Origin of the sequence: Roseivirga seohaensis subsp. aquiponti, from assembly GCF_001267955.1 — a bacterium.
GTDB classification, from domain to species: domain Bacteria; phylum Bacteroidota; class Bacteroidia; order Cytophagales; family Cyclobacteriaceae; genus Roseivirga; species Roseivirga seohaensis.
Window position 1 is genome coordinate 215,019 of sequence record NZ_JSVA01000008.1, and the last position, 24,451, is coordinate 239,469.

The 24,451-nt window shown below is 39.1% G+C and carries 16 protein-coding genes and 1 tRNA gene; 5 read left to right on the top strand and 12 right to left on the bottom strand.

Annotated features, from left to right (window positions below; all coding sequences use genetic code 11):
- Positions 1–42: 42 nt before the first annotated feature.
- Complete coding sequence (locus tag OB69_RS07890; protein WP_053223162.1) at positions 43–1,215, bottom strand: Pycsar system effector family protein; 1,173 nt, start codon at positions 1,213–1,215, stop codon at positions 43–45.
- A 185-nt stretch (positions 1,216–1,400) separates the two neighbouring features.
- Here OB69_RS07890 and OB69_RS07895 point away from each other — a divergent pair, with 185 nt between their 5' ends.
- Positions 1,401–4,001, top strand: coding sequence for a BamA/TamA family outer membrane protein (locus OB69_RS07895; protein ID WP_053223163.1), 2,601 nt, complete (start codon positions 1,401–1,403; stop codon positions 3,999–4,001).
- Positions 4,002–4,274: 273 nt separating this feature from the next.
- Here the strand turns inward: OB69_RS07895 and OB69_RS07900 are convergent, their stop codons facing one another.
- From OB69_RS07900 to OB69_RS07920, 5 genes are all read right to left on the bottom strand, one after another.
- Positions 4,275–4,994 carry a hypothetical protein gene (locus OB69_RS07900; protein WP_053223164.1) on the bottom strand — a complete coding sequence of 240 codons (720 nt, stop codon included), beginning with the start codon at positions 4,992–4,994 and terminating at the stop codon, positions 4,275–4,277.
- 1 nt (position 4,995) lies between these two features.
- Positions 4,996–5,943: a hypothetical protein gene (locus tag OB69_RS07905; protein WP_157608512.1), complete on the bottom strand. Its 948-nt coding sequence runs from the start codon at positions 5,941–5,943 to the stop codon at positions 4,996–4,998.
- Between the two features lie 20 nt (positions 5,944–5,963).
- The gene (locus OB69_RS07910; protein ID WP_053223166.1) at positions 5,964–6,878 is read right to left on the bottom strand and encodes an OmpA family protein; all 915 of its coding nucleotides are present in this window, start codon (positions 6,876–6,878) and stop codon (positions 5,964–5,966) included.
- Between the two features lie 93 nt (positions 6,879–6,971).
- Positions 6,972–7,424 (bottom strand): hypothetical protein, encoded by a 453-nt coding sequence (locus OB69_RS07915; protein ID WP_053223167.1) that lies wholly within the window; start codon positions 7,422–7,424, stop codon positions 6,972–6,974.
- A gap of 36 nt (positions 7,425–7,460) precedes the next feature.
- Entirely contained in the window at positions 7,461–10,268 is a 2,808-nt protein-coding gene (locus OB69_RS07920; protein ID WP_053223168.1) for a T9SS type A sorting domain-containing protein, read from the bottom strand.
- Positions 10,269–10,448: 180 nt separating this feature from the next.
- Between OB69_RS07920 and OB69_RS07925 the strand changes: the two genes are divergently transcribed.
- A complete protein-coding gene (locus OB69_RS07925) occupies positions 10,449–13,451 on the top strand; it encodes a CHAT domain-containing protein (RefSeq protein ID WP_082338118.1) in 3,003 nt (1,000 codons plus the stop codon).
- 11 nt (positions 13,452–13,462) lie between these two features.
- Here the strand turns inward: OB69_RS07925 and OB69_RS07930 are convergent, their stop codons facing one another.
- Together OB69_RS07930 and OB69_RS07935 are read right to left on the bottom strand one after the other, a co-directional pair.
- Positions 13,463–14,224, bottom strand: a complete 762-nt coding sequence (locus OB69_RS07930; RefSeq protein ID WP_053223170.1) for a hypothetical protein — start codon at positions 14,222–14,224, stop codon at positions 13,463–13,465.
- On the bottom strand, positions 14,224–14,811 hold the full coding sequence (locus OB69_RS07935; protein WP_053223171.1) for an RNA polymerase sigma factor: 588 nt from the start codon (positions 14,809–14,811) through the stop codon (positions 14,224–14,226). The genes OB69_RS07930 and OB69_RS07935 overlap by 1 nt, the downstream gene beginning before the upstream one ends.
- A 342-nt stretch (positions 14,812–15,153) precedes the next feature.
- Here OB69_RS07935 and OB69_RS07940 point away from each other — a divergent pair, with 342 nt between their 5' ends.
- The gene (locus tag OB69_RS07940) at positions 15,154–17,712 is read left to right on the top strand and encodes a M14 family metallopeptidase (protein WP_053223172.1); all 2,559 of its coding nucleotides are present in this window, start codon (positions 15,154–15,156) and stop codon (positions 17,710–17,712) included.
- A 511-nt stretch (positions 17,713–18,223) separates the two neighbouring features.
- Here the strand turns inward: OB69_RS07940 and gap are convergent.
- Positions 18,224–19,216: a type I glyceraldehyde-3-phosphate dehydrogenase gene (gene gap / locus OB69_RS07945; protein WP_053223173.1), complete on the bottom strand. Its 993-nt coding sequence runs from the start codon at positions 19,214–19,216 to the stop codon at positions 18,224–18,226.
- Between the two features lie 178 nt (positions 19,217–19,394).
- On the opposite strand from gap, the gene OB69_RS07950 reads away from it, so the two are divergent.
- Positions 19,395–19,466, top strand: a tRNA-Glu gene (locus OB69_RS07950).
- A 332-nt stretch (positions 19,467–19,798) separates the two neighbouring features.
- Here the strand turns inward: OB69_RS07950 and OB69_RS07955 are convergent.
- The 3 genes from OB69_RS07955 to OB69_RS07965 all read right to left on the bottom strand — a co-directional run bounded on the left by OB69_RS07955 (position 19,799) and on the right by OB69_RS07965 (position 23,671).
- The gene (locus OB69_RS07955; RefSeq protein WP_071387158.1) at positions 19,799–20,935 is read right to left on the bottom strand and encodes an AI-2E family transporter; all 1,137 of its coding nucleotides are present in this window, start codon (positions 20,933–20,935) and stop codon (positions 19,799–19,801) included.
- Between the two features lie 95 nt (positions 20,936–21,030).
- On the bottom strand, positions 21,031–21,945 hold the full coding sequence (locus OB69_RS07960) for a glutaminase (protein ID WP_053223174.1): 915 nt from the start codon (positions 21,943–21,945) through the stop codon (positions 21,031–21,033).
- 112 nt (positions 21,946–22,057) lie between these two features.
- Complete coding sequence (locus tag OB69_RS07965; protein WP_053223175.1) at positions 22,058–23,671, bottom strand: ABC-F family ATP-binding cassette domain-containing protein; 1,614 nt, start codon at positions 23,669–23,671, stop codon at positions 22,058–22,060.
- 147 nt (positions 23,672–23,818) lie between these two features.
- Here OB69_RS07965 and OB69_RS07970 point away from each other — a divergent pair, with 147 nt between their 5' ends.
- Entirely contained in the window at positions 23,819–24,451 is a 633-nt protein-coding gene (locus OB69_RS07970) for a 2OG-Fe(II) oxygenase (protein ID WP_053223311.1), read from the top strand.

Consider the following 24,451-nt stretch of genomic DNA (forward strand, 5'->3'; position numbering starts at 1 on the left):
CGAGTGTTTAAAGATCAAAAATTCAGCAATTTAAAATGCCAATCATTGAATGTGAAACTCAGAGTAAATGAAAATTCCTAGGAATGATAATACACTTACGGCAAGGCCTATCATAAATACATTATATGAAATTTGAACGAGTCTGTATTTTCGATGAAGTACTATGCCTAATTGATAAATGTCTACGGACATGCTATCATAAAGACGGGTTTGCTCTTGGCGAAATACGCCCATTTCACGAACAAAGTCTTGGAGTTCTACCGTAGCAAAATTTCCAAAGAAAAGTATACTGCTCTTTTTGGCGAGCAATCTTTCTCGGTTTACTCGCTTTTTGGTTACGTTGGGTCTTGCCGAAAGTATGGCAAATATTACAGCAGTTAAAGAGCAGATGAGCAAAATAATAACGGGCACTGTAAATCGGGCATATTTGAAAAAACCAGTTTCAAAAAAAGTATAACCAGTACCGGCAAGGGTAATAATGACGGAAAGTATAATTGTGTTTACACTGATGATTAAGTTGGCTTTTCCATCGGCTATGGCACTTAAATTTATATGATTGCGATAAATCGACTTGTACATGGTGTCAATTCCACGTCCGAGTTTTCTATCCTTTCTTTTGTCTTTGTTCTTTTTAGAAATCCATTTGTCGGCAATGGTTTGTAGCTTATATATGTTTTTTGATTTTCGTTCGGCAAATTCACGAATGGCATATGATGTTCGATAATTATGATCAATCATAAATCGAATCTTTTTTTGATGCAATTCTATAACCGAAGGTTGGTTATCTTCATCTTTAGCTTTTAAGTAAAGGTTTCGGGTGAAATTCTTTTTTCCTAGGTAGCTGTAATGGGCATCGTATAGAATAGATTCTTCTAAAGTTTTCCCCTCACTATTATTATGGATGGAATCCATTAAGGCGATAATTTTTTGCTCATCTAGTTTCGCTTTATGAGTTTCGATAAACTCGTGCAGATGGGTATTTCGACTGACCTCTGGATTTTTTTTATTCCAAAACTGAGTATGGAAAAATAAAGTAGCAATTTCTAAATGTAGGGTGTCTTTAAGCTCTTCTTGCTCTGCTATTTCCATGGCTTCTGAATGGAAGGCTAGAGTGTTTGGTAGTGTGTAATAAACCACTTCTTTGTTGTGTGTAGATCTGTAGAGTTCGGAAACAAAATCTATGGCTTGGTTAATTATGTTTGGTTGAGCTGTCATACCAGTTGAATTACCAAAAGCATACCATGTATATGGTTACCAGAAAAAGCGGTTTTAAACAATAGTGAGTAATAAATTCTACATTATTTGTAATTCATCTTGTGCATAAAATTCCCCGATATTATTGAAGTATAATGAATCTGTGTGTTTCAGGCGTTTGGATGAAGTTTTGCCAAAGCCGAAGTATGAACACAACCAAATTAACCTGTCTTATACTTCTGATCCTCATGGTAAATACAACCAAGGCTCAGACCAAAAAGGATACTGTAAATTATCAAACAGCCATACCTAACTCTGATTATTATGAAAGAGATGGATTATGGAGGTTTTTATGGGGAGACCATTATAGAAAAGAATGGGCAACTCCTATTAACGTTCCTGTATTCGAACCAACCTTATTTAAGGGAGGAGTGGAGGTGCTTCAAATAGGGGGAGGCTATCAAACGAAATCCTTAAGGCTTTTGGCAGAAAATGGTATTCAGTATAACCTTAGAAGTTTAGATAAATACCCTTACAAAGTATTGCCAGAGGCCCTGAGAGGAACATGGCTTCATAATATCCTTAAAGACCAAATTTCATCGGCACATCCTTATGCCTTTATGGCCATTCCAAAAATGGCTGATGCGGTAGGTGTTTACCATACCAAGCCTGAAATACTATATGTGCGAAAGTCAACCAATATACCAGGCTATGAGGATTTTCTTGAGGAATTTGGAGATGCATTATTTATGGCAGAAATACGGCCAGATGAAGACCTTTCAAATTATGAGAGGTTTGGCAATAGTAAAAATATTGTAGGTACAGATAAGCTGTTTGAGCATTTGTATGAAGACAATGACAACTTTGTAGACGAACGCCAGTTGGCCAAATCGCGCTTATTTGATATGCTTATTGGTGATTGGGATCGCCACTGGGATCAATGGCGCTGGGCAGAATTCGAAAATGAAGACAAGGGCTCTCGTTTTGAAGCAGTACCGAGGGATAGGGATCAGGCTTTTGTTTTAATGGATGGTCTGTTGCCTTCTTTGATTAAACGCCCCACAGGTAAACGCGAATTGTCGCATTTTACTTACGAAATAGAAAACATAAGGGATATTAACTATGCAGGCAGGCATGTAGACCGCAACCTTTTAACAAGGTTAGAAAAGAAAGATTGGATAGAGATTGCTAAAGATATTCAGCGAGAATTAACAGACGAAATCATCCATCAAGCCATGCAGGATTTACCACCTGAAGTGTATTCTTTTTCCGCTCAGGATATTGAAAAAAAACTGATTTCTAGAAGGAATGAATTAGATAAATACGCAGAAGATTATTACCTCTTCTTGTCCAAGTTTGTACGAATAGTAGGAAGCAATAAACATGAAAGGTTTGAGGTAAAACGTGTGAATAATGACTCGGTAAAAGTGGAGGTGTTTAAAATTAATAGCGATGATGAAATTGAAAAGAAGATTTATTCTCGCACTTTTTCTTCCCAAGTAACTAAAGAGTTATGGCTCTATGGGCTAGGCGGAGACGATGAATTTAAAATTGAGGGAGAAGTAGATGAAAGCATTAAAGTAAGAATTGTAGGGGGAGAAGGAACAGATACATTTGAAGATGAATCGAGAGTAAAAGGGTGGAGTCATAAGACAAAAATTTACGACAATCCAGAGGATATAAGTGAAGTTAAACGAAGTAAAGAAACCAGCACAGTAGCGTCAAACAACCCATGGGTGAATGAGTTTAGCCGTGATGATTTTGAGTATGACTACTTTGGACCAAGGCTTTCTTTTGAGTTAAATCCAGACGATGGGCTGTTTTTAGGAGCCGGAGTTTATATGGAACGGTTTGGTTTTCGAAGAGACCCACAGGCTTCACTCAAAGTAGAAGGAAATTTCTCGACTAAAACGAGAGGTTTTAATTTAAAAACAGAGGCTAAATTCTATTCACTATTTGCTCACAATTGGGATTTGGAAATAAATGCTTGGGGGCATAATCCAAAATTTGCCTTTAATTACTTTGGGCAAGGAAATGATTCTGAGTTTACCCAAGATTTAGATTATTACCGTGTGCGACTAAGCAACATTCATGTGTCAACCCCATTGGTTAAACGTTTTGGTAAAATGTTTTCGTTCGGAATAGGTCCTATGTACGAATATGCGGATGTTGAGGAGCAACCGAATACAATTCTTGAAAATCAAATTGGAACTCAATTTTTAAACACCTTTAGCAAGCGAATGCTTGGCGGTAAAATGTTTGCCGAATTGAATTATATAGATCATCCTTTTAACCCCACGAAAGGAATTCGATGGAATGCTGAGGTTTCGTATCTTAATGAGATTGATGGTGATGATGTGAATTTTGCACGGTTAAGCACAGATTTTTCATTGTACTACACTCCAAAACTACCATTCAGATTGACTTTTGCTACGCGTTTTGGGGTGAGTGAAAATGTAGGAGATTACCTTTTTCATCAATCTAATTTTCTAGGAGGTCAAACCAACCTAAGGGGTTTTAGAAGAACCCGTTTTGCAGGAAAAGGAAGTGTCTATCAGAATACAGAAGCCCGAGTAAGCTTGGCTAAAATTAAAAACGTTGTTCTTAATGGCGACTTTGGGGTGTTGGGTTTTGTAGATAATGGCAAGGTTTGGGCCGATGATGTAGAAGAAAGCACCAGCTTTACCACTACTTATGGTGGCGGAGCCTTTCTTCATTTCTATGAATACATAGTACTTACCGCTCAGTACGGTATTACTCCAGATCGCAAAGGGGCATTTTATGTTAATATGGGTTTCTTCTTTTAATAAAGCTGGAGAGAATTTGTTGCCAATAGGTTTATAGAAATTAATCCGTTGAAATGGTTCTTTGTAGTATTATGCATTGATTGATGAATATACCTTTAGTTTGGGTTTGTTTCTAGTGATAATATTTGATGAGCGTTTTTGTCTAAAAAGCTAAATTCAAACCTTTCTGATTATTATGTCTCGCTTTTATAGAAGTAGTCACAGGTTCGAAGAACCTGTGACAGTGGGTTGGGAATGACGATTACTACTTGTTTATAATAAGACGTGAAGTAGTCAATTGCAATTTGCGATTATACTTTGCGCCACTTTGATGGCTAAGGCTTTACTGGCCTCGTCATTCTCACCTCCTACATCTACATTTAGTTTAAACCTTACCTTACCATACTGCACAATTAATGCCCCCATAGAGACAGGATTAAGCTTTGTTCTTGTGGCATCCCATATGGCAATGTCACCCACTTTTTCATCAATCTTTTGATAATTGAGTTTAGCAAAGACACCAGTAAATCCTTGCGACATATTGTATTGCTCTTCGGTAATTTCACCAGCATCCAATTTGGCCTTTAAGCCCTCCTTCAACTGTGCCATGAGCTTTTTTCGCTCTTCATCAGTTAGTATTTTGTAAGTAGATTTAAAATTCTCGATAGGATTATCGGCCTTAACTATCTCCATACTATACAGCGAAATTGAGTTCATAAGCGGAAGCTCCATTCCTTGGAAGTTGCCTTTTCGGCCCGTATCCCAATTAAAATCTCGACTATTCCATTCAGTGCGCTTGTTGTTGTCACTACCATTTACTTCCAGCTCTTTTCCTTCAGTGTCTACAAGTTTAAGCACCATTTGCTCGGTCAGCAACTTGCTCGGAAAGTTGATATTTTCTTCTAGACATTTGCTGTCAGAGGCTGTTGTGCTATTACTAACGGCTGTACCTTCTCCACTGCCACCACAAGCGGCTACAGCCAGAAATATTATTAATAGTATTGCTTTTATCATGTTAATTCCCGTTTGGTGTGTATTGCGACATGTTGAAGACTTGGTAGCCCTCAGTGTTGAAGGTATAGGTTAGTGAGGGATTTACTTCCTGTGTGTTCATTGTCATGGCCATGTTTTCTTCCTTATCGATCATGTGCATTTCAAGTACCATTCCGCCTATGGCTCTTGCAAAAGGATTACTACCCATACTTGCTCCTTTACCTTGCATTCCCTTGTACATGTTGCCCATTTGATTGGCTAAATTGCTAAGTGCAGGCGCTACCCAAAATGTCATTTTTCTGTTTGCGGTCTCATCTTCCATTACATACTCATTACATTCATAGCCAGCAATTTGCTTGGTTTTTCCTGTTTGTTTTAACTGGGCTGATGACATCCAGTCCTCTTCTGCAACTTCATCCAAATTTATGGCTGTATTCATGTTAAAACTGGTAGCCATCTTTGAACCCTCGTTTTCCATAAAATTGATGCTATTATCGCCATCGATGATCATTAGGTTGAAAGCTTTGCCAAGGTTGCCTTCTTCATCCATAAATTTCATCCCGATGTAATCATTTTGACTAAAGAAGTATTCGTAGTAAATATTACCTACTTCTTTATTCTTCTTCAAATCGTAGAATTTGAATTGACTCTTCATACTGCTACTAAATTGATAGCTTGGCTTAATATTAATCTCCTTTCCATTTCCTCCTAAACCCATTAAGGTAGATATGTCCATTGTCTCGGTACTATCAACAGGTTCTGATTCATCACCTTTCTTCTTTTTATTTTTTCTTTTAAAAAGCCCCTCAAGCTTATTGAGACCACCGTCAATGGTTTTATCAATTTTATCGTCCAAACGCTTTTCTGTTTTCTCTTTCGCTTTACGTTTTACTTCGTCTTTCTTTTTTTCCTGCGCTATAGCTGTGCTTCCAATCACTGCAGCTAAAAGCAGATATATTATCTTTCTCATAATCATGGATTTTGGTTATCTTATTTTAGTCGTTTTACCAGTTCTACTCTGCGGTTTTTCGCTCGCCCTTCTTCCGAAATATTATTGCTTACCGGAGCATAAGGCCCCACGCCTGAACTTTCGAGTTGGGTGCTGTTTACCCCAAAAACGGAGGTTAGTTTTTTAACCACTGCAGCTGCCCGATTCTGGGAAAGCGTAAGGTTGGAGGCTACTGTTCCAACATCATCGGTATGGCCTACTACATATATATTGACAGACGGGTTTGCTTTGAGGTAGCTGGCAATTTCTTGTAGTACATCGTCCGATTCAGGTTTGATTTTCGCACTGCCGGTGTCGAAAGTGATACCGTATATAGAAATCATGCCTTTCTCGTTTAAAGTAGATTCAAGGGTATTTAAATCAACTTTCTGCTCCATTTCTTCTGCTTCCACCACATGAATCTCGTAACCCTGTTCGCCCAAACCATAGCCAAAAACCATGGCTACATAGTAGGCCTTTCCACCTTTGCTAAAGCTTGCGGCATGGTAGGCAAAGCGCTCACCGTAGTATACAGGGATTTGAAAGCGCGCAGGCTCTAGCTCTTTCCAGAAAAGACTAATATCTCCGCATTCATTGCCATAACAACTAAAAATTGTTTTTGCCTGACTGTTTTGCAGTGCCTTTTTAAAGTTGGTGAATACCTCATAAACCGATGCTTTATCGGTTGGCATGGTATAGAATATTCTAAAGATTCGGCCTTCTGCCTTTTTGTTTTTGGAACTATTATATGCTGGATTGACTAGGCCTGTTACCAGCTGGTAAGGTTCAAATGATGTTTCTTCGTATTGATAAATCGATGCGCCTTCAAAGGCAGGAAAGAGCGGATGATCCTTTTCTTCCTGAGCGTTTAATACAAGGCTGCAAAGAAGTAGGCCGATTAGTAGTATTAATTTCATGCGTTTGTTTTTTCAAACCTTTATATCATTTACTCAACTCATGTGAACAGTAAAAAGAAAAAAAGTCCCTAACGGGACTTCTATAATTTCAAATTAACTACCTGAAGCAAGCATGAACCTGTAGTTGCCGCTTGTTCCGAACGCGCTCCCTCCGGTGTCGTTAAGTTCAAAAACCAACTCTACTCTGGTCTCAGAGGTTATTTCGATCTTAATAAAAACGCCATCGTTGCGCTCTATTAAGTTTGGATCTTTAGGATCTGGAAAGGTAAAGGTGCCAGATGCTGGCCAAACATCGTCATAGCCACTTGGTACACCAGAAACGGTAAAGCTCCTTCGGTCGGTAAAACTCAATTCAAAATCCGCCCAAAAAACTGAAGCATCGAGCCCTTGAAAAACAACGCTTCTTCCTGGAGCTATACCCCAGGTTTTTGTCAGGGCTTTCACTACTAACTCTTGTTCCGTTGGCTCTTCATCGCTACCGCTATTGCATGACCAAACGGCCAAAACCAAGCAGAGAACTATATGTTTTAGATTTAATCTTCTCATTGATTTAACTATTTAAAAATTAGTAAACTGATGTCTTTATTGCTTAAAAATTCGCTTGGTACCTCGGTTTTCATCGGCAATAATTCGCAACGTATAAATACCTTGAGGGAGTGACGCCAAACTGAGTTCGAAAGCCTGCCGATTGTTGAAAGTAGCTGTGCTCTGCACAATGCCTTGAGTATTGTAAATAGTTGCCTTTATCTTTCGATAAACAGCCGGCATTTCTACTTTAAACATGTCTTCTGCGGGGTTAGGAAAGACGGAAATTCTATTACTGATTTCAATCTCATCTTCAGCACTTAGTACTTGTAAGCTAAAACACTGCGAACGCTGTGTGCATCCATTTACGGTAACATCGACTGCATAATCGCCAAAAACTGTTGGCTTAAAAGTGATGCCTGTGGCACCTGCAATGGCCTGCCCTGTAGCGCAATCTATCCACTGATAAGTGGCATTCTCTGGTTCTGCCTTAAGTGTTGGTTCGTCTGTGTTGGACTCATCAAGGGTTATACTTGGGTTAGGTTTGTCTAGTACATTTAGCGATACATTTACTGTAGAGTCGCAACCATATTGATTAACTAAAATGGCCTGATAATCTCCCGAAGCATTCAATAATTGGCTACCGAGCGTAAATGTTTCGCCCTCACAAATATCTACCGTGTTGAGATTTACAACGTCTGGAGAATGAAAATTTACCTGTACCTGAACGGTGGAATCGCAGTTTGCCTGATTTTTTAAAAAGAGCTGGTACATGCCGGTTTGAGTAATTTCTGTTTCTCCGAACTGGTAAATGGCACCCTCGCATAGATTCTCGTCATCTAGAATTACAAAATCAGGAGTATTCACTTTTACATTCACCGTTACTAGTGAGTCGCAACCATATTGATTCGTTAGCAATTGCTCATAATCGCCAGATGTGGTAATGGTTTGTCCTCCGAATTGGTAGTTTGTTCCTTCGCAAATCTCGACTGCATCTAATACAACCAAATCGGTTTCTCGAACAATTAGATTTACTACTACTGTAGAGTCTCCACCAATTTCATTCTTCAAATCGAGCTGATATGATCCAGACTCGGTTAATGTTTGATCACCAAAAATATATTCGGTGCCTTCACAAATTTCCACATCTCCAAGACCTACAAAGTCATCGTTCGAAACGATTACTGGCTGAACTATTGTAGAGTCGCAGCCATACTGATTTTGCAGTACAAGCTCGTATTCTCCTGTTTCAGTAATGGTTTGCCCGCCAAAGTCTATAGAATTACCTACTCGCAAATTGATATCGTTAAGCATTACAAAATCTGATGGGTTTATGGTAAGGCTTAACACCACGGTACTATCACAGCCTAAAGCCGACTGAAAAGTGTGAGTATAGGTTCCTGATTCAGAATAGTACTGACCCCCAAATTCATAATTTCCATCGTCTAAACAAACAGACTCTGACACCTCATAGGTTTTTGCTTCGCATGAACCAAACGCATAAACCTCTCCTCTGCCAGTATCATTGAAGTAGCTATTGCTTGTATTGGGAGCACCTACCAAAAGCAGGTTTTCGGTGTAAGCCATACCTGTTCCAAAACCAGATGGGCCAACACCGGCATAGCCATTTTTGGGAGGAATAACCTCACCCTTTATAGCTTGTATTTCCTGCCAATCACCTTGCGCACTTCTCTCATATGCGTATACCACTCCGGATGCATTTACGGAACTTTCGGTGTATGTCAGGCCTGGTGCAGCTACAAAAGCCTTATTATCGCGTACCAGTATTTTATCTCCGTATTTATGGTTTCCACTTAAATCGGCAGGGGCCAACATTTTGGCTTGAGACCAAATTCCGTCACTCTCTACCTCAAATACGTAGACTTTTCGGTCGGAATTTGGCCCACCCTCCATAGTGGCGAAAACTGTATTTCCAGAAATACCTACTTGGTAGCCAAGTTGATGAAAGTCATCGTAGCCCGTATGTGTAAGGGTTTGCTTGTGCTCTATTTCAGATGTTCCTTTTAGCTCATATACATCCACTTTCCCCGCCTGAATTTGCCTAGGACTAAAGCTGGAATAAGTATACACGTTTACGTTGAGAGTTACATAGCTGTATTCTACTGATGACTGATCCCAACCGATAATAATTGATTTGCTGTCCATGGCAATGGCCGGACCAGTAAAGCCGTTAGCACTAAATTCATTTTTATGTTTGAATATTTCGCCTCGTCCAAGCGGGCCTCCGGTTTGATTTTTAATTGAGGTTGCTGTCCCCAAATCCAACGTTGCTCTAATTCCCCAATCAACGGTACCATCAACGCCATATACATCAAACACAATCAGTTCGTAGCCAGAGTCACTATTGACAAACAGAGCCAAATGGTCTCCGGTAAAATCCATTGAAACATTGCGAATGCCGGTTCTGTTAATTTCTGGCAGCATGCTATGAAATTGCCAACTATCATCGGTTTGCTTTTGGTATAAGAATGCCAAAGAACTGTCCGTGTCACCTCCGTTAGGTTTTCTTCCAATCACTATAAAATCTTTGCCGATAATTGCTCGACCGGTGGCTTCATCAAAAGTATGGCCAGTTGGTGGTTCCAACTTGCTCACCTCTGCCCAACTGCCATTGCTGTGCTTAAATACGTAAAAGATGTCATCGTATCTGCGTAATCCGTTGTCGTTTATGTACTCTGGCGCACTCGCTACTAGGTAATCTCCATACATTGAAAGCTCTGAGCCAAAGCCCTTTAGTCTGCTATCTTCCCCTGTACCAAGGAAAGATATGGTTTGCGTAAATTGCTGTGCCCATGCATAAGTGCTAAAGCTAAGCAGTAATAAAATGAGTAGTTTTTTTCTCATAGATGTTGATTTAATTTTCAAAAATTTTGATCAACTGAGTGCTGTCTGAACCCAATGAATCATGAGTTAATACCATGAGAATAGTAGGTGTGAACAGTGGTGAAACTTTTTTAAAAAATGCCTCATGCTCTGCGTTTTGCCTTTTATATTGGTCATGAAAAAGGCTTTTAAATTACTTCAATGAACATTTCCTATTTCTCAAGATTACTAAAGCTTTGTTTGCTCATGTTAGTATTTTGGGCATCTATCTTAAGTATTAAGGGACAAAACAACAATTTGGAAGCAGCTATGACCAATAGCCTCAGAGTTTCTGAATTACTTGAAAAGGAAGATTATAGCAAGGCCGAAAATCTATTGATCGAAACTCTGAAGCTGAGCCTGCCAGATACCCTCATTGCAACACTCCAGAACCAATACAGCATGGTATTGGGATATAAAGGTGAGTTTGAGTCAGCAATTAACCATAGCCATAAAGCCTTGAAACTATATAACAAACACTTTGGCGAGAAAAACAAATACACCATAGATGCCCTCTACAATTTAGGTGAGCTACATGGCGGTGCGGAAAATCCTGATAGCCTTTTCTACTACCTGGAAAAATCCTTGGAGCTTTATTACGAAAACACACCTAGTGCATTTGCCGATATTGGGCTAGTACATAACAACCTTGCGGCAAATTATCGTAGCATGGAGTTTCACAGAAAAGCCATTTTTCACTTTAAAAAGGCAGTAGAAAATTGGGAGCAAGTAGCTGAACAAAATCCAGATTATCTTATTGTTGGGTACGAAAATCTTGGCGCTTATTTAGACACCGATGAGAGCTTAAGTTATCTACAAAAGGCGCTCGACTTAAAAATAAAACAAGGATTAAACCCTTTTAGATCGTATATAGAAATCGCCAGTAAACATTCTTCGTTTGAAAACTACAATGAGGCTTTGCGTTTCTACCATATAGGTATAAAACTATTAAAACCACTTGCTGATGCGCAAAAGGAGACTGGTTTTGAATACCAGTATGATTTGGCCACAACTTACTCATTAATAGCGCAAACACACGAAGCGATGGAGCATTATGATTCCGCTCAACATTACTACCAAGTAGCTTATGATGTGCCAACCATGATAAATCACCCAACATGGCAAACTCGCTACCTTACAGCACAAGCAAACCTTCTTAGGTATAAAGGACAATACAAAAAGGCGGTAGCTGAACTTCTCAAAATTTTGCCACGTACAGCCAACCCAAACGACTATATGTTTGGCTATGTAACATATTCGTTGTCGAAGACTTACGATGCACAAGGCGATTATGAAAATGCACTGCTGTATAGCCTGTTCTCGCTGAGGTACGATGCTCATGGAAACAAAAGTCTAGCTCCCGATACAACCATTCGGGTATTTAACCGAAACGAGCAGTCGCTACAAAGCAACTCGGCTACATTATTGAGCAACCACGCATTCTACCTGAAGCAATTGGCAAAGCAAAAGCCGAAAGAAGAGGAGCAAATTCTGCAAGTGGCATTACAAAATATTGAACAAGCAGTGGCTCATTTCGAGGAGGTAGGGGAAACAGAATACGCATCTTTATTTTATAAAAGAGGCTTCGACAGAGCCATGTCCATACAGCAGTCTATATTGCTTGATCTCTTCAAAATTACCGGGCAAAAGAAGTTTAGTGTAAGTGCATTTAGAGTGTCTGAACAAGCCAAAATTAACAAAACACTACTTTATTTTAATGACCAAGAAGTGCGTACACTGGCCGAATTACCAGAAGATATTTATGAACGAGACAGAGACTTTAAAAAACGCATTGCAGAAGTTGAGAGAAGTATTTTTAAAGAAAGTCAGAAGGAACAAGCCGATAGTACTGCACTGAGAAATGCTTATAATGAGCTTTTTCAATTGCACAAGGATAACCAGATTTTTGAGGCGCAGCTTCAAGAAAATTTCCCTAAATATTATGGGTTAAAACGTAATGTGACCCCTGTTGGCCTAACCGAAATACAGCAACAGCTTGACGAAAAGACTGCTACGTTGGTTTATTCTCTTCACGATGACCGCTTCTTTATTTACACAATTACTCAGCAAGATATTGTTGCCCAGCAATTTGAAAATGCGGCCGCTGTAAGAGAGCAGATAGCACAGTATCGTGAGTTATTGTTAAATCCTGGAGCTTCACCAATGGAGTATAGTAACGCTGCCTATGCACTTCACCAATCGCTAGTTGCTCCTGTTTTTAAGTATGTACAAAACTATAAAAACCTGCTAATTATCCCCGATAAGGAAATCAGTACCATTCCGTTTGAGACCTTGGTAACCCAGCAAAAAGCAGAGAATAGCTTTTCTGGCCTATCGTATTTACTGCACAAATTCCGTGTTCATTATGCTTATTCAGCTACTTTATGGAACAAACAACTAAACGAAACGGAGCGTAAGGCACACCAATTCTGGGTAGGTTTTGCTCCTGAATATCACCAAACAAAAGCGGTCAATTATACCACAAGTAAGGAGTGGGTCTCGATACTTCCCGGGGCACAAGAAGAAGTTGAGGAACTATCTGTGTTGATGAATGGGGATATGTTTACAGGTGAAAACGCTACAAAGTCTGCACTTTTAAAAGCTGGCGAAAACTATAAAGTGATGCATTTGGCCATGCACAGTACCATCAATAATGATCAGCCGATGTATTCGAGTTTTTTGTTTACGCCAGACGTTGAAAATGACGATGAGCAATTGAGTGTTTCGGAGCTCTATCATCAGAATTTCAATACAGAACTGGTTGTGCTCAGCGCTTGCAATACAGGTTACGGCCGTTTACTTCCAGGCGAAGGAGTGCTCAGTCTTTCCCAAGCTTTTACTGCAGCTGGTTGTCCAGCAACTTTAATGAGCCTTTGGATGGTTCCCGACAAGGAAACCAAAACACTAATGAATAACTTTTATGAGGGTATTAAGGCTGAAAAATCTAAAACAGAAGCACTTCATTTGGCAAAAACTGAATACTTAAAACAAGCGAACAACGACCGCATGACACACCCATTCTATTGGGCTGGATTTGTGCTTTCGGGTAACGAAAAAGCCATTACCCAGCCCAATCGTTTTAACTTATGGCTAATTGTATTGGTAGCACTTACCTTAGTAAGTGGAACCGCTTTGTGGAGAAAAAAGGTCTGGAATAAAGGTTAAGGATACAAAACTCACTCAATCGAGTTTACTTTATCTAGTAGTTCGGATACATTTCTGCCAAGTACGGGGTCTGTAGAAAGATGTAAGGCCTTATTCAACGCTATCTTAGCAGCATCAATATCGTTTTTCTTTAGGTAGGCAAGTGCCAAATACCACTGCTTTTCCATGGCAAACTTGCTGTCTATTGCATCATCTTTTAAGGTAATTATACCTTTTTCAATTTCATTTATTGCCAAATAACTCACCCCAATGTAAAAAGTGAGCTCGCTCTTAAGGGTATCGCTTTTCAGTGTTTCAAAATCAGCAATTGCTTTTTGGTATTGCTTATTATCATATGCTAGAAATGCTAGGCTTAGACGGCTTTCATCATTTTCCCCCCTACGGTTTGGGGCAATAATATTGGTGTAGGCTGTAAAATTTTCAGCAAACAAAGTTGACCCATTGGGGCTCGATTCGTTTCTAAAAAGTAGCCAGCCAACCGTAATTAGCACAACTACAGCTGCTGCCACACTGAGCCACCTGCTAATAGGTATTGTTGGCGAACTTACTTTATTCGTTACGTTATTGCTAAGCTTAGCTTCTTCTTTGGCCAGTAGCAGTCTTAAATCATCCTCCACTTTTTTATCTACCACGGCAAGTAAATCTTGCTGCTGAGCTAAAATTTTGGCAAAGGCATTGTCTTGCATCAAACGTGCTTCAACCTCTGCCTTTTCCGAAGCTTTCAAGCTTCCGTTCAGGTAATCTTCTATAAGTTGATAGTCTCTCTCGTTCACTATTTTTTATCCTTTGTATTGAACACCTCTCTTAAGTATTGCATGCAGCGCTTTTTTTGTGTTCTGGCCACAGCTTCGCTTTTATACCCCAGCTGTTCCTGAATAGCCTCCATAGAAAATTCGCGATAGTAAAACATCAGAATTATCTGTTTGCAAGGTGCTCCCAGTGAATCTAACGCATTTGACAAAAGCTGCCTACTATGGCTCTGTTCGTACACTTTTTCCAATTCCCAATCTTCAAAAGCCTCTGCCGGCAATTCATCTATGTCGAGATGTATTTTTTCGTCTCTTATTGTTTTTAGTAGCAAATTCTTACCAATAGCAAACAGGTAGGTTTTTACCGAGATATTTAATTCAGTCAGCTTCCCTTTTGCCACATTTCTGTAGAAAACAATCATCGATTCCTGAAAAACATCGATTACCTGTTCCTGATCTACCTTAAAGCGAATGGCAGCCCAGCTCAAAAACTCAGGGCGAAGCTGTCTGTAAATAGCAGATATAACCGACTGGTCTCCTCTGCGAATTCGTTCAATCACCTCATTCCCATCTGACAGGTTCGCTGAAGAACCTCCGCGTGTTTTCGCCATAAATTGCTACTCCTTAATATCCTTTATTGGTAAAATGTGAACACCTAGTGCACAATTTAATCTATCACTATTAATTGTGGGTGAAAGTCTTTGAAAATTTTTCAATCTTAAAAGTGAAGGAAACGTCTCGTTCGTAATGTATGCATATATATGGTTATGAAATAGTGTGGCCTAATTGAGTAGCTTAAGTGATTTCCGATTGTTAGTAATCAGTCTTCTCAATAACCAATTTACCTTAAACCAATAATTCCCCATTCATTTCAAATATTCTTAGCTTAACAGATTTGGAGGCATAAGGCTTGTGCATTAGTGGTATATTCAGCCAAACCTTAATATCAAAAGATGAAGAGATCAATTAAAATACTATTCGCTTTGCTATTTCTGGCGTGCTTTTCTTTGAGTGCACAGAAAATCCCTCACCCAAGGGAAACCTTTGGTCATGAAGTAGGTGCCGACTATAAATTGGCCGACTATGACCAAATGCTGGAATACTACGATAAACTAGCTGCCTCTACCGATCGCGTTCAAATGATCGAAATAGGAAAATCTGTAATGGGGCGTCCGATGAAACTCGTGTTTATTTCTAGTGAAGAAAACATGAAAAAGTTGGAGCAATGGAGAGAAATCAGTGAGAAGCTTTCGAGAGCCGAAATTTCTGAAGCCGAGGCAAAAAAGCTATCAAAAGAAGGTAAAGCCATTGTTTGGTTTGACGGTGGAATGCACGCTACAGAAAGAGCACACGCTCAAATGACTTCTGAACTAATGTGGAGAATTGCTTCTGAGGAGTCGGAAGAAATGCAGAAAATTAGAGATAATGTAATTACACTAGTAGTGCCTGTTATTAATCCTGATGGTGTTGATATTGTGGTAGACTGGTATAGAAAAACTTTAGGTACACCTTATGAGAGCTCTAGCCCTCCAATTTTGTATCAAAAATATGTTGGTCACGATAACAACCGTGATTGGTTCATGAACAATATGCCTGAAACTAAAGCAGTAACCACCGTGCTTTATAATCAGTGGTATCCTCAAATTGTGCATAACCATCACCAAACGGCCCCAAGAGGAGCAATGATTTTTATTCCTCCTTTCCGTAGCCCAGTAAACCAGAAAATTCACCCGGGAATTACTACAGGGGTTAACTTAGTTGGTACTGCCATGGCCAACCGTTTTGCCATGAAAAAAATGCCTGGTGCAATTGCTCATACTTCATTTAGTATGTTCTGGAATGGGGGTATGAGAACTACTCCTTATTATCATAACCAAATAGGTATTTTAACGGAAACTGCTCAGCCAACTCCTACACCAACAGAATATCCAAAAGACAGAATGCCATCAGTTGTAGGAGGTAAGCCAGCCAACGCTACCGAGATTTTCTACCCTTACCCTTATAAAGGAGGAACAATGACTTTCAGAATGGCGGTTGATTATATGCTCGAATCGTCAATGGCTGTACTTGATTTAGCTGCTGATAAAAAAGATGAATTCCTTTGGAATATCTATAGCATGGGTCGCGATGCGATCGAAGATAAAGAAGGTGCTTTTGCTTATGTAATCCCTAAAGATCAGTGGAACCCTAGCGAGGCAATCAACCTTACTAACATTTTAATGCAAGGAGGTTTAGAGGCAAAAATGGCAACAAGTGCATTTAGTGTAAATGGAAAAAGCTATGAAGCTGGTTCTGTGATTTTTTACGGTGCGCAGTCTTTCCGTCCTTATTTGGCCGATTTAATGGAGAAGCAAGTATATCCAGATCAATTCCAATACCCAGGTGGGCCGCCAATGCCGCCTTATGATTTGGCCGGATGGACGCTTCCTATGCAAATGGGGGTAACTGTAGATCGTATTACAGAAAATTTCAGCGCTTCTACATCAGATATTACAGAAAAACTTAAGCCAGTGGCGGGTACTGTTTCAGGGAATGGAAAATACGGATATGTATTCTCTAATAAGGATAACTTGAGTGCAAAAGCCATTAACCGTTTGCAAAAAGCAGGATATACAGTGAGCATTCTTAAAGAAGCCACAGACGGTATGGAAGCAGGTTCTGTTTTGGTGCGAAGCAAAAGAGGTTTAGACGATAAGGTGAAAGAGATAAGTGCAGAAATGGGGCTTAATTTTAATGGTATCGATAAAAAACCAAGCGTAGAAACTGCTGAATTGAATAAGGTTAAAATTGGTATTTATAAGTCATGGCAAGCCAATATGGATGAAGGTTGGAGCCGTTGGATGTTCGAACAATTTGAATTCGATTTAGATACTCTTCATAATGCCGAAATTAAAAATTCTGACCTGTCTCAGTATAGTGCTATCATTATGCCTTCTCAGAGCCCTCGTGGAATCATGAACGGTTCGAATAGAATGCCAGAGAACTTAAGAGGTGGAATTGGCGAAGATGGTTTGGCTAAACTAGATGCTTATGCTAAAAATGGCGGAGCCATCATATTCTTTGATGATGCTAGTAATTTTGCCATTGATGAGTTTAAGTTACCAGTAACAAATGTGTTAAGAGAGCTTAAATCTTCAGAATTCTTTATTCCAGGTTCGCTAATCAGAACCGATATTATGACGGATCATCCGCTTGCATTTGGTATGCAATCTCAGGTAGCTGCTTCGTTTGATAACGGACGTGCGTTTAAGATTAACGATGGTGCCGAAGGCATTGAGGAAGTAGCTCGTTATGCCTCTAAAGATTTACTTATGAGTGGTTGGGCCATGGGAGAAGATAAATACTTGGCGAATACGTCAGCCATGCTGAACGTAAACTACGGTAATGGCGATTTAGTATTGTTTGGTTTTGGTCCGCAATTCCGTGGTCAACCAAGAGGGACTTATAAATTGATTTTCAACTCTATTTATATGGGAGCGGAAAAGAAGTCGATTAAAATGAATAAAAAGTAAGTTAGTAGTTTAACTGTATGTAAAGCCCTGCCGTTCATTCTGAATTGGTGGGGCTTTTTTATGCCCTTTTCCTCTTAATATTTTGAGTTAACAATCGGACAGATATAAACTAAAGATAATTGAATGCACACTGTTTTTGATTCTGAGTGAAACGAAGGAACTAGAAACAGCATCATGCAAATCAATACAATTAGATCCTTCCTCCGAAGTCTCGGAGCCAGGAAAGGAAAATAAGCCTCTTTATGTTAAATAATCACCATTAATTTGGTTTACGCCATGGTCTTAAGGGCAAAAAAATAACCCCTCAGTTAAGAGCGGTTTCAATTCCTGTTTTACAGACTTAGGTTGTCGTCATTGTGCTACTGAGCATCCCATTTTATAGCGACTTGGGGTTGTCATTTGTGTACTTAAACAGATTCTGGAAATAAAAGTTTCCTTTAAACTTAGATTTTGAAAAATAAAAAAGGGTTGAACATTTGCCCAACCCTTCTCTTCAATATTATAAAGAGGCTTAACCGATTTTCTCGATCAAGTCAGCAGCTCTATTTGAGTAACCAGCCTCGTTGTCGTACCAACCTACCACTTTAACAAGTGTTCCTTGCGCTGAAGTAAGTTGAGAATCGAAAATGTTTGAGTGAGGATTTCCAACGATATCAATAGAAACGATTGGATCTTCAGTGTACTCAAGAATGCCTTTCATTGGGCCTTCAGCCGCAGCTTTCATTGCAGCGTTTACTTCTTCTTTAGTCACTTCTCTTTTCAATACCACAGTAAGGTCAGTTAATGAACCATCAGGAATTGGAACACGCAATGCGATACCATCTAGTTTTCCTTTTAGGTGAGGTAACACCAAGCCCACTGCTTTTGCAGCTCCAGTAGAAGTAGGAATGATAGAAACCGCGCCAGCTCTTGCTCTTCTCAAATCAGAGTGAGGGGCATCTTGAATTCGTTGGTCAGAAGTGTAAGCGTGAACAGTTGAAATATAACCGTGTACGATTCCGAAATTATCGTCTAAAACTTTGGCCATAGGAGCCAAGCAGTTTGTAGTACATGATGCGTTTGAAAGAATAGTTTCTTCACCCGTCATGCTGTCTTCGTTAACACCCAAAACAACGGTTGGGATGTTGCCTTTTGCAGGAGCAGAGATAACTACTTTTCTAGCGCCAGCCTTTAAGTGTCCGCCAGCGCCTTCTTCATCCACAAATCTACCAGTAGACTCAAGAACAACATCAACGCCTAGTTCACCCCAAGGAAGGTTAGCAGGTTCTCTTTCAGCATAGATTTTGATTTCTTTGCCATTTACTACAATACCATCTTTAGTAGAAGTTACAGTTCCATCGAATTTACCATGAACTGAATCGTACTTTAAAAGGTGGGCTAAAGTTGCTGTGTCAGTTAAGTCATTGATCGCTACAACTTCGATGTTTTCTTTGGCCAACAATACTTTGAAAGTCAATCTTCCGATCCTTCCGAAGCCGTTGATCGCTACTTTGGTTTTAGACATATCTAGAAAGTTAATTTATGTGATTCTAAAAAGTGCTGCAAAGGTAACTAAGCCTTCTGCTATATCCAATACAATCGAGTGAAGTTGCATATAGTTCCATCAAAATGATTTGATTTTTTTGCGAAAAATATTTTTGGAATTAAAATGGACTACTATATTTGCACCACGAAAAAAAAATGGTCCGTTCGTCTAGGGGTTAGGACACTGGGTTTTCATCTCAGCAACAGGGGTTCGATTCCCCTACGGACTACTTCAAAAAGCTCAACTTAGGTTGAGCTTTTTTTGTTTCGTCCTTCGAGGGCTACGTTACAGGCTGGCCCAATTCTAAATTCTTCCACTGGAAAAATTCTTAACGAATTGTCCTCCTACATACTACTTCAAAAAGCTCAACTTTTATATCGTAACTAAGGGACTGTTCTATAGGTCAGTCTAATTTCGATTATATACTAGGTGCGTTTTACTAGAACTACCGTTCAAGCACTAGTAAAGTAGTCTTGAGCCGGGTAAATACGGGTTCTCACGAATTCAACCTTCAGTTTGGATTAAGTGAAATCAGCAAGAAAATGAATCGCAGGAAGACTTTTAGAAGGTAGTATTGGTGTTCTCTTTATCCACAGTTAGATACGTTTTTTTTCCTACCTGTCGTAATCTTTTAGGTAGTCTTGGTGGTTTTTTCTTTGGTCCTGATATCAAATCGGCAATTACTCTAGTTCTTGGGAATTGCTCTAAAATGATTTTAAAGAATACCGTCAATGGAATGGACATAATCAGCCCCGGGACACCCCATATATAACCCCAAAGCATAAGCATCACTAAAATTGTGATGATGTTGATCGAGAACGATTTCCCCATAAATACAGGTTCTAACACACCTCCAAATAATGCTTGAACTCCTGTAATACTAAGAATGAAGAAAAACAAAGTACTGCTAGCATCCATTTCTACAAAGGCAAATATGGCGAGCAGTATAACAGATACGAACGAGCCAATCATTTGCACAAAGTTGATTACAAAGGCAAATAAGCCCCAGAAAATAGGGAAACTAACACCAAAAAATACGCAGGCTAAGCTAATGCCAATTCCTGTGAAAAGACTTACTATAAATTTCACCTTAATAAAGGTAATAAGGTCTTTTTCAATTTTCATAAAAGCTTTAACTGACGCAAATTCCTTTCTTAAAATCGTGCTATTCAAAAGCTTCTGAAAGTTAATAGACTCGGCTAACCATAATATGGCAAAGAATGCGGTCATTAAGGTCATTGAAACGGTGTTTTTAACAAAACCGAGAATAGAACCTACGTTTTTAAATGAGCTATCCTTTTCAAGAATATCGCCCAAAAGATTTTCACCTTGTAAAAATTGAACCCCAAAAAGCTCTTCCACAGATATAATCATGGAAATGATTTTTGACTCAGCCTGCTGAAAGAAATCATTTTCAGCCGAAAGTATTTCTCTACTCGAAAGTTGTATCAATTCGATTCCGACTTTAAGTACACCCGCGATAATCAAGAAAATAATTGATATGCTAATGGTTTTAGGTAGGTTTTTCTTGTTGAACCAGCGCATTAGTGGTAAGAACAAAAGCGCAATGAACATTGAGAAAACAAGCGGAATGAAAATGAAAGAAAGAATCTTAAGCAGGTAAAATACCAGCGGAATCACAATGATTAACAACAAGGTATTAGTTGTTCTTAAATCTTTTAATGGACTGTCTTGCATTTTCTGTTTTTACTCTCGGTTATTTCAGGTGCTTAAATAATGAACACTCTTACGAGTTTAGTGCGCAAAAGTACATAAGGAATAGATTATTTTTTTTAGAAGACAGAAGAATCTGTTGCCTGATTAAACATTTCTAAAAAACGCATTCCCTTATATGAGTTTCCTTTCTCATTCAATGGTGGACTCCATACTGCTACGCTAAAATGTTCTGGAAGCACAGCTATAATTCCTCCGCCCACACCACTTTTTCCAGGGATTCCCACTTTGAATGAAAACTCTCCGGCTTCATCATAAAAACCACAAAGCTGCATTAAGGTATTAATTCGTTTAGATTTTTCGGTACTGATTACTCGCTCCTCAGTAAATGGGTCAACTCCATCATTCACTAAAAACATAAAGGTTCTAGATAGTTCAGAACAAGTCATTTCAATAGAGCAAAGGTGGAAATAGAAGTCTAATACCTCGTCACAATTTCCATCAATGTTGCCATAAGCTTTCATCAGGTTGATCAGAGCAGCATTTCTATATCCATGTTCTTTCTCTGATTGAGCTACTTTTTCGTTGTAATTAATAGAGTGGTTGTCGGCTATTTTTCTGATGTACTCTATAAATGTCTGTTTTGAATTTTGGAGGTGGTCTACAAGGATGTCGCAAACAACCAATGCCCCTGAATTAATGAGCGGATTTCGAGGAATTCCCTTGTCGTGTTCTAACTGCACTAGAGAATTAAAGGCCGTTCCTGAGGGCTCTACACCAACACGTTTCCAGAGTTTTTCTCCTTCCAATTCATAGGCCAATACCAATGATAAAACCTTAGCAATACTTTGAATTGAGAACTTCTCATTGAAATCTCCATGGCTAAAATTTTCTCCATTTAATGTAGTAAGGTGTACTCCAAATTTGTTGGGGTCTACCGATCCCAATTCTGGAATGTAGGAAGCTACCTTGCCAGGATCGTTTATTTTAGAGAGGAAATCACAGGTATTTGAAAAAGCTTGTTTGTACTCCATTCTTTACTTGAATTAGGGGTAGATCGAAAAATTGATTTAAATAAACCTAAAGAAATTGAGAACAGAACAAAAGTGAAAGAGGATTGTTTGAAGCAATCCTCTTTCTTGTTTTTTAATAAATGGCTTTTCGCTGCTCTGCCCAAGTGGCATTTTCGATGTAATCATCGTAGGTGCTTAGTTTATCTAGGAAACCATTTGGTCCTAATTCCACAATTCTGTTCGCCACGGTGTGCGTAAATTCGTGGTCATGAGAGGTGAATAACACTGTTCCTGGAAAGTCTTTCAAAGCGTTGTTAAAGGCTTGAATAGACTCCAAATCCAAGTGGTTGGTTGGTTCATCAATAATTAAAAGATTGCCCTGCTTCAGCATCATTCTAGAAAGCATGCATCGAACTTTTTCTCCTCCAGATAGTACTCTACATTTTTTGAAAACTTCTTCGCCAGAGAAAAGCATTTTACCTAAGAAACCTCGAATGTAAACCTCATCTTTTTCTCCGTCCGAATATTGCCTTAACCAGTCAATTAAGTTGTCGCTAGATTCAAAGTACTCGGCATTGTCGTTTGGTAAATAAGAATGGGTAATTGTTTGGCCAAACTTGAATTCACCGGAGTCGGCTTTCATGCCACCGGTCAATATTTCGAATAGGGCAGTGGTAGCCATACTGTCTTTGCTTAAGAAGGCAATTTTGTCTCCTTTGTTTACAAACAAATCTAGGTTGTTAATGAGGGTTTTTCCTTCACTCTTTTTGTTCAAGCCTTTGATCTCCAAAATTTGATCTCCTGCTTCTCTGTTTTGAGTGAAAATAATGGCAGGGTATCGTCTGGTAGAAGGTTGAATATCATCTAAGTTAATCTTCTCCAATAATTTTCTTCTACTGGTAGCTTGCTTAGATTTAGAGGCGTTTGCACTAAATCTGGCAATAAATTCTTGTAGTTCTTTTTTCTTCTCTTCTGCTTTTTTGTTGGCCGAAGATCTTTGTGATAAGGCCAACTGGCTAGATTGATACCAGAAAGAATAATTACCAGTGTATAACTTAACTTGGCTAAAGTCGATATCAACAATGTTGGTACAAACTGTATCTAAAAAGTGTCTATCGTGAGATACTACGATTACTGTGTTTTTAAATTCGAGTAAGAAGTCTTCTAACCAAGAAATGGTGTTGATGTCCAAGTCGTTGGTAGGCTCATCTAGAATCAAAATATCTGGGTTGCCAAACAAGGCTTGGGCTAAAAGTACACGCACTTTTTGGCTACCGTTAAGGTCTTTCATTAACATGTAATGAAGGTCTTCTGTAATACCCAAACCACTTAGCAATGAGGCTGCGTCTGATTCAGCATTCCAACCATCCATTTCAGCAAATTGGCCTTCAAGTTCAGAGGCTTTAATGCCATCAGCTTCAGAAAAATCAGGCTTCATATAAATAGCCTCTTTTTCTTTCATCAGGTTCCAAAGCGTGGTGTGTCCCATCATTACGGTATCTAAAACCGTATGTTCATCAAAGCCAAAGTGGTTCTGACTTAATACCGCCATTCTTTTACCTGGTTCTAAAATCACTTGACCTGAATTGGGGTCAACTTCACCAGAAAGTATTTTTAAGAAGGTGGATTTTCCTGCTCCGTTGGCTCCAATTACACCATAACAGTTGTTGCCAGTAAACTTTATGTTTACTTCATCGAACAATACTCTTTTACCGTAGGCAAGGGAAACATTTTGGGTTGATATCATAGCGACCGTATTTTAAGGCCGCAAAGGTAAGGCGATCAAATGGGAAAGGGAAGTATAGCAGCAATTTTATGATTTGTAATGCTTAACTATTAAAAATAAGTGAGTTATGTTTATTGAAACTTGATTACTTTCGCAGGCTTTTTTCAAATGACTAAGTTCTCGGAAGAGCAGTGGATCGACTGGGTTGATCAGCTCTCACAAAATGATTTTGTAGTAATTGATGATTTTCTCGATAAGCAATTGTTTGAGAGCATCCGAACTTATTTTCTCGATCGCCTAGAGATGGATGGTTTTTCTGATGCGGCTATTGGTGCATTAAACCATAAACAATTAGAGAAATCAATTCGCGGAGATAAAATATATTGGCTGGAACGGAAGAACGACCTTGAAATGGAATCTTTTTTCCAGCTATCAGATGAATTGATTCAACAGCTTAACCAGCTTTGTTACCTCAGTCTTTCAGGCTGCGAATTTCACTTGGCCCATTACCCCATTGGTGCTTTTTACAAAAAACACATCGACCAGTTTAAAGGCAGGAGTAACCGACTGATTTCAGTGATTATCTACCTAAATGTGGGGTGGAAACCAGGAGATGGCGGGGAGCTTAAGATTTTTAAGGAAAACGGTGGAGAACTCTTGGTTGAACCTTTAGCAGGTAGATGCGTCATGTTTAAAAGTGATACGGTTCCTCATGAGGTTATGAAAACTCAAGTTAATCGCTATAGTTTAACGGGCTGGCTATTATACCAGCCTTCCACTTTAGGGTATTTATTAGGCTAA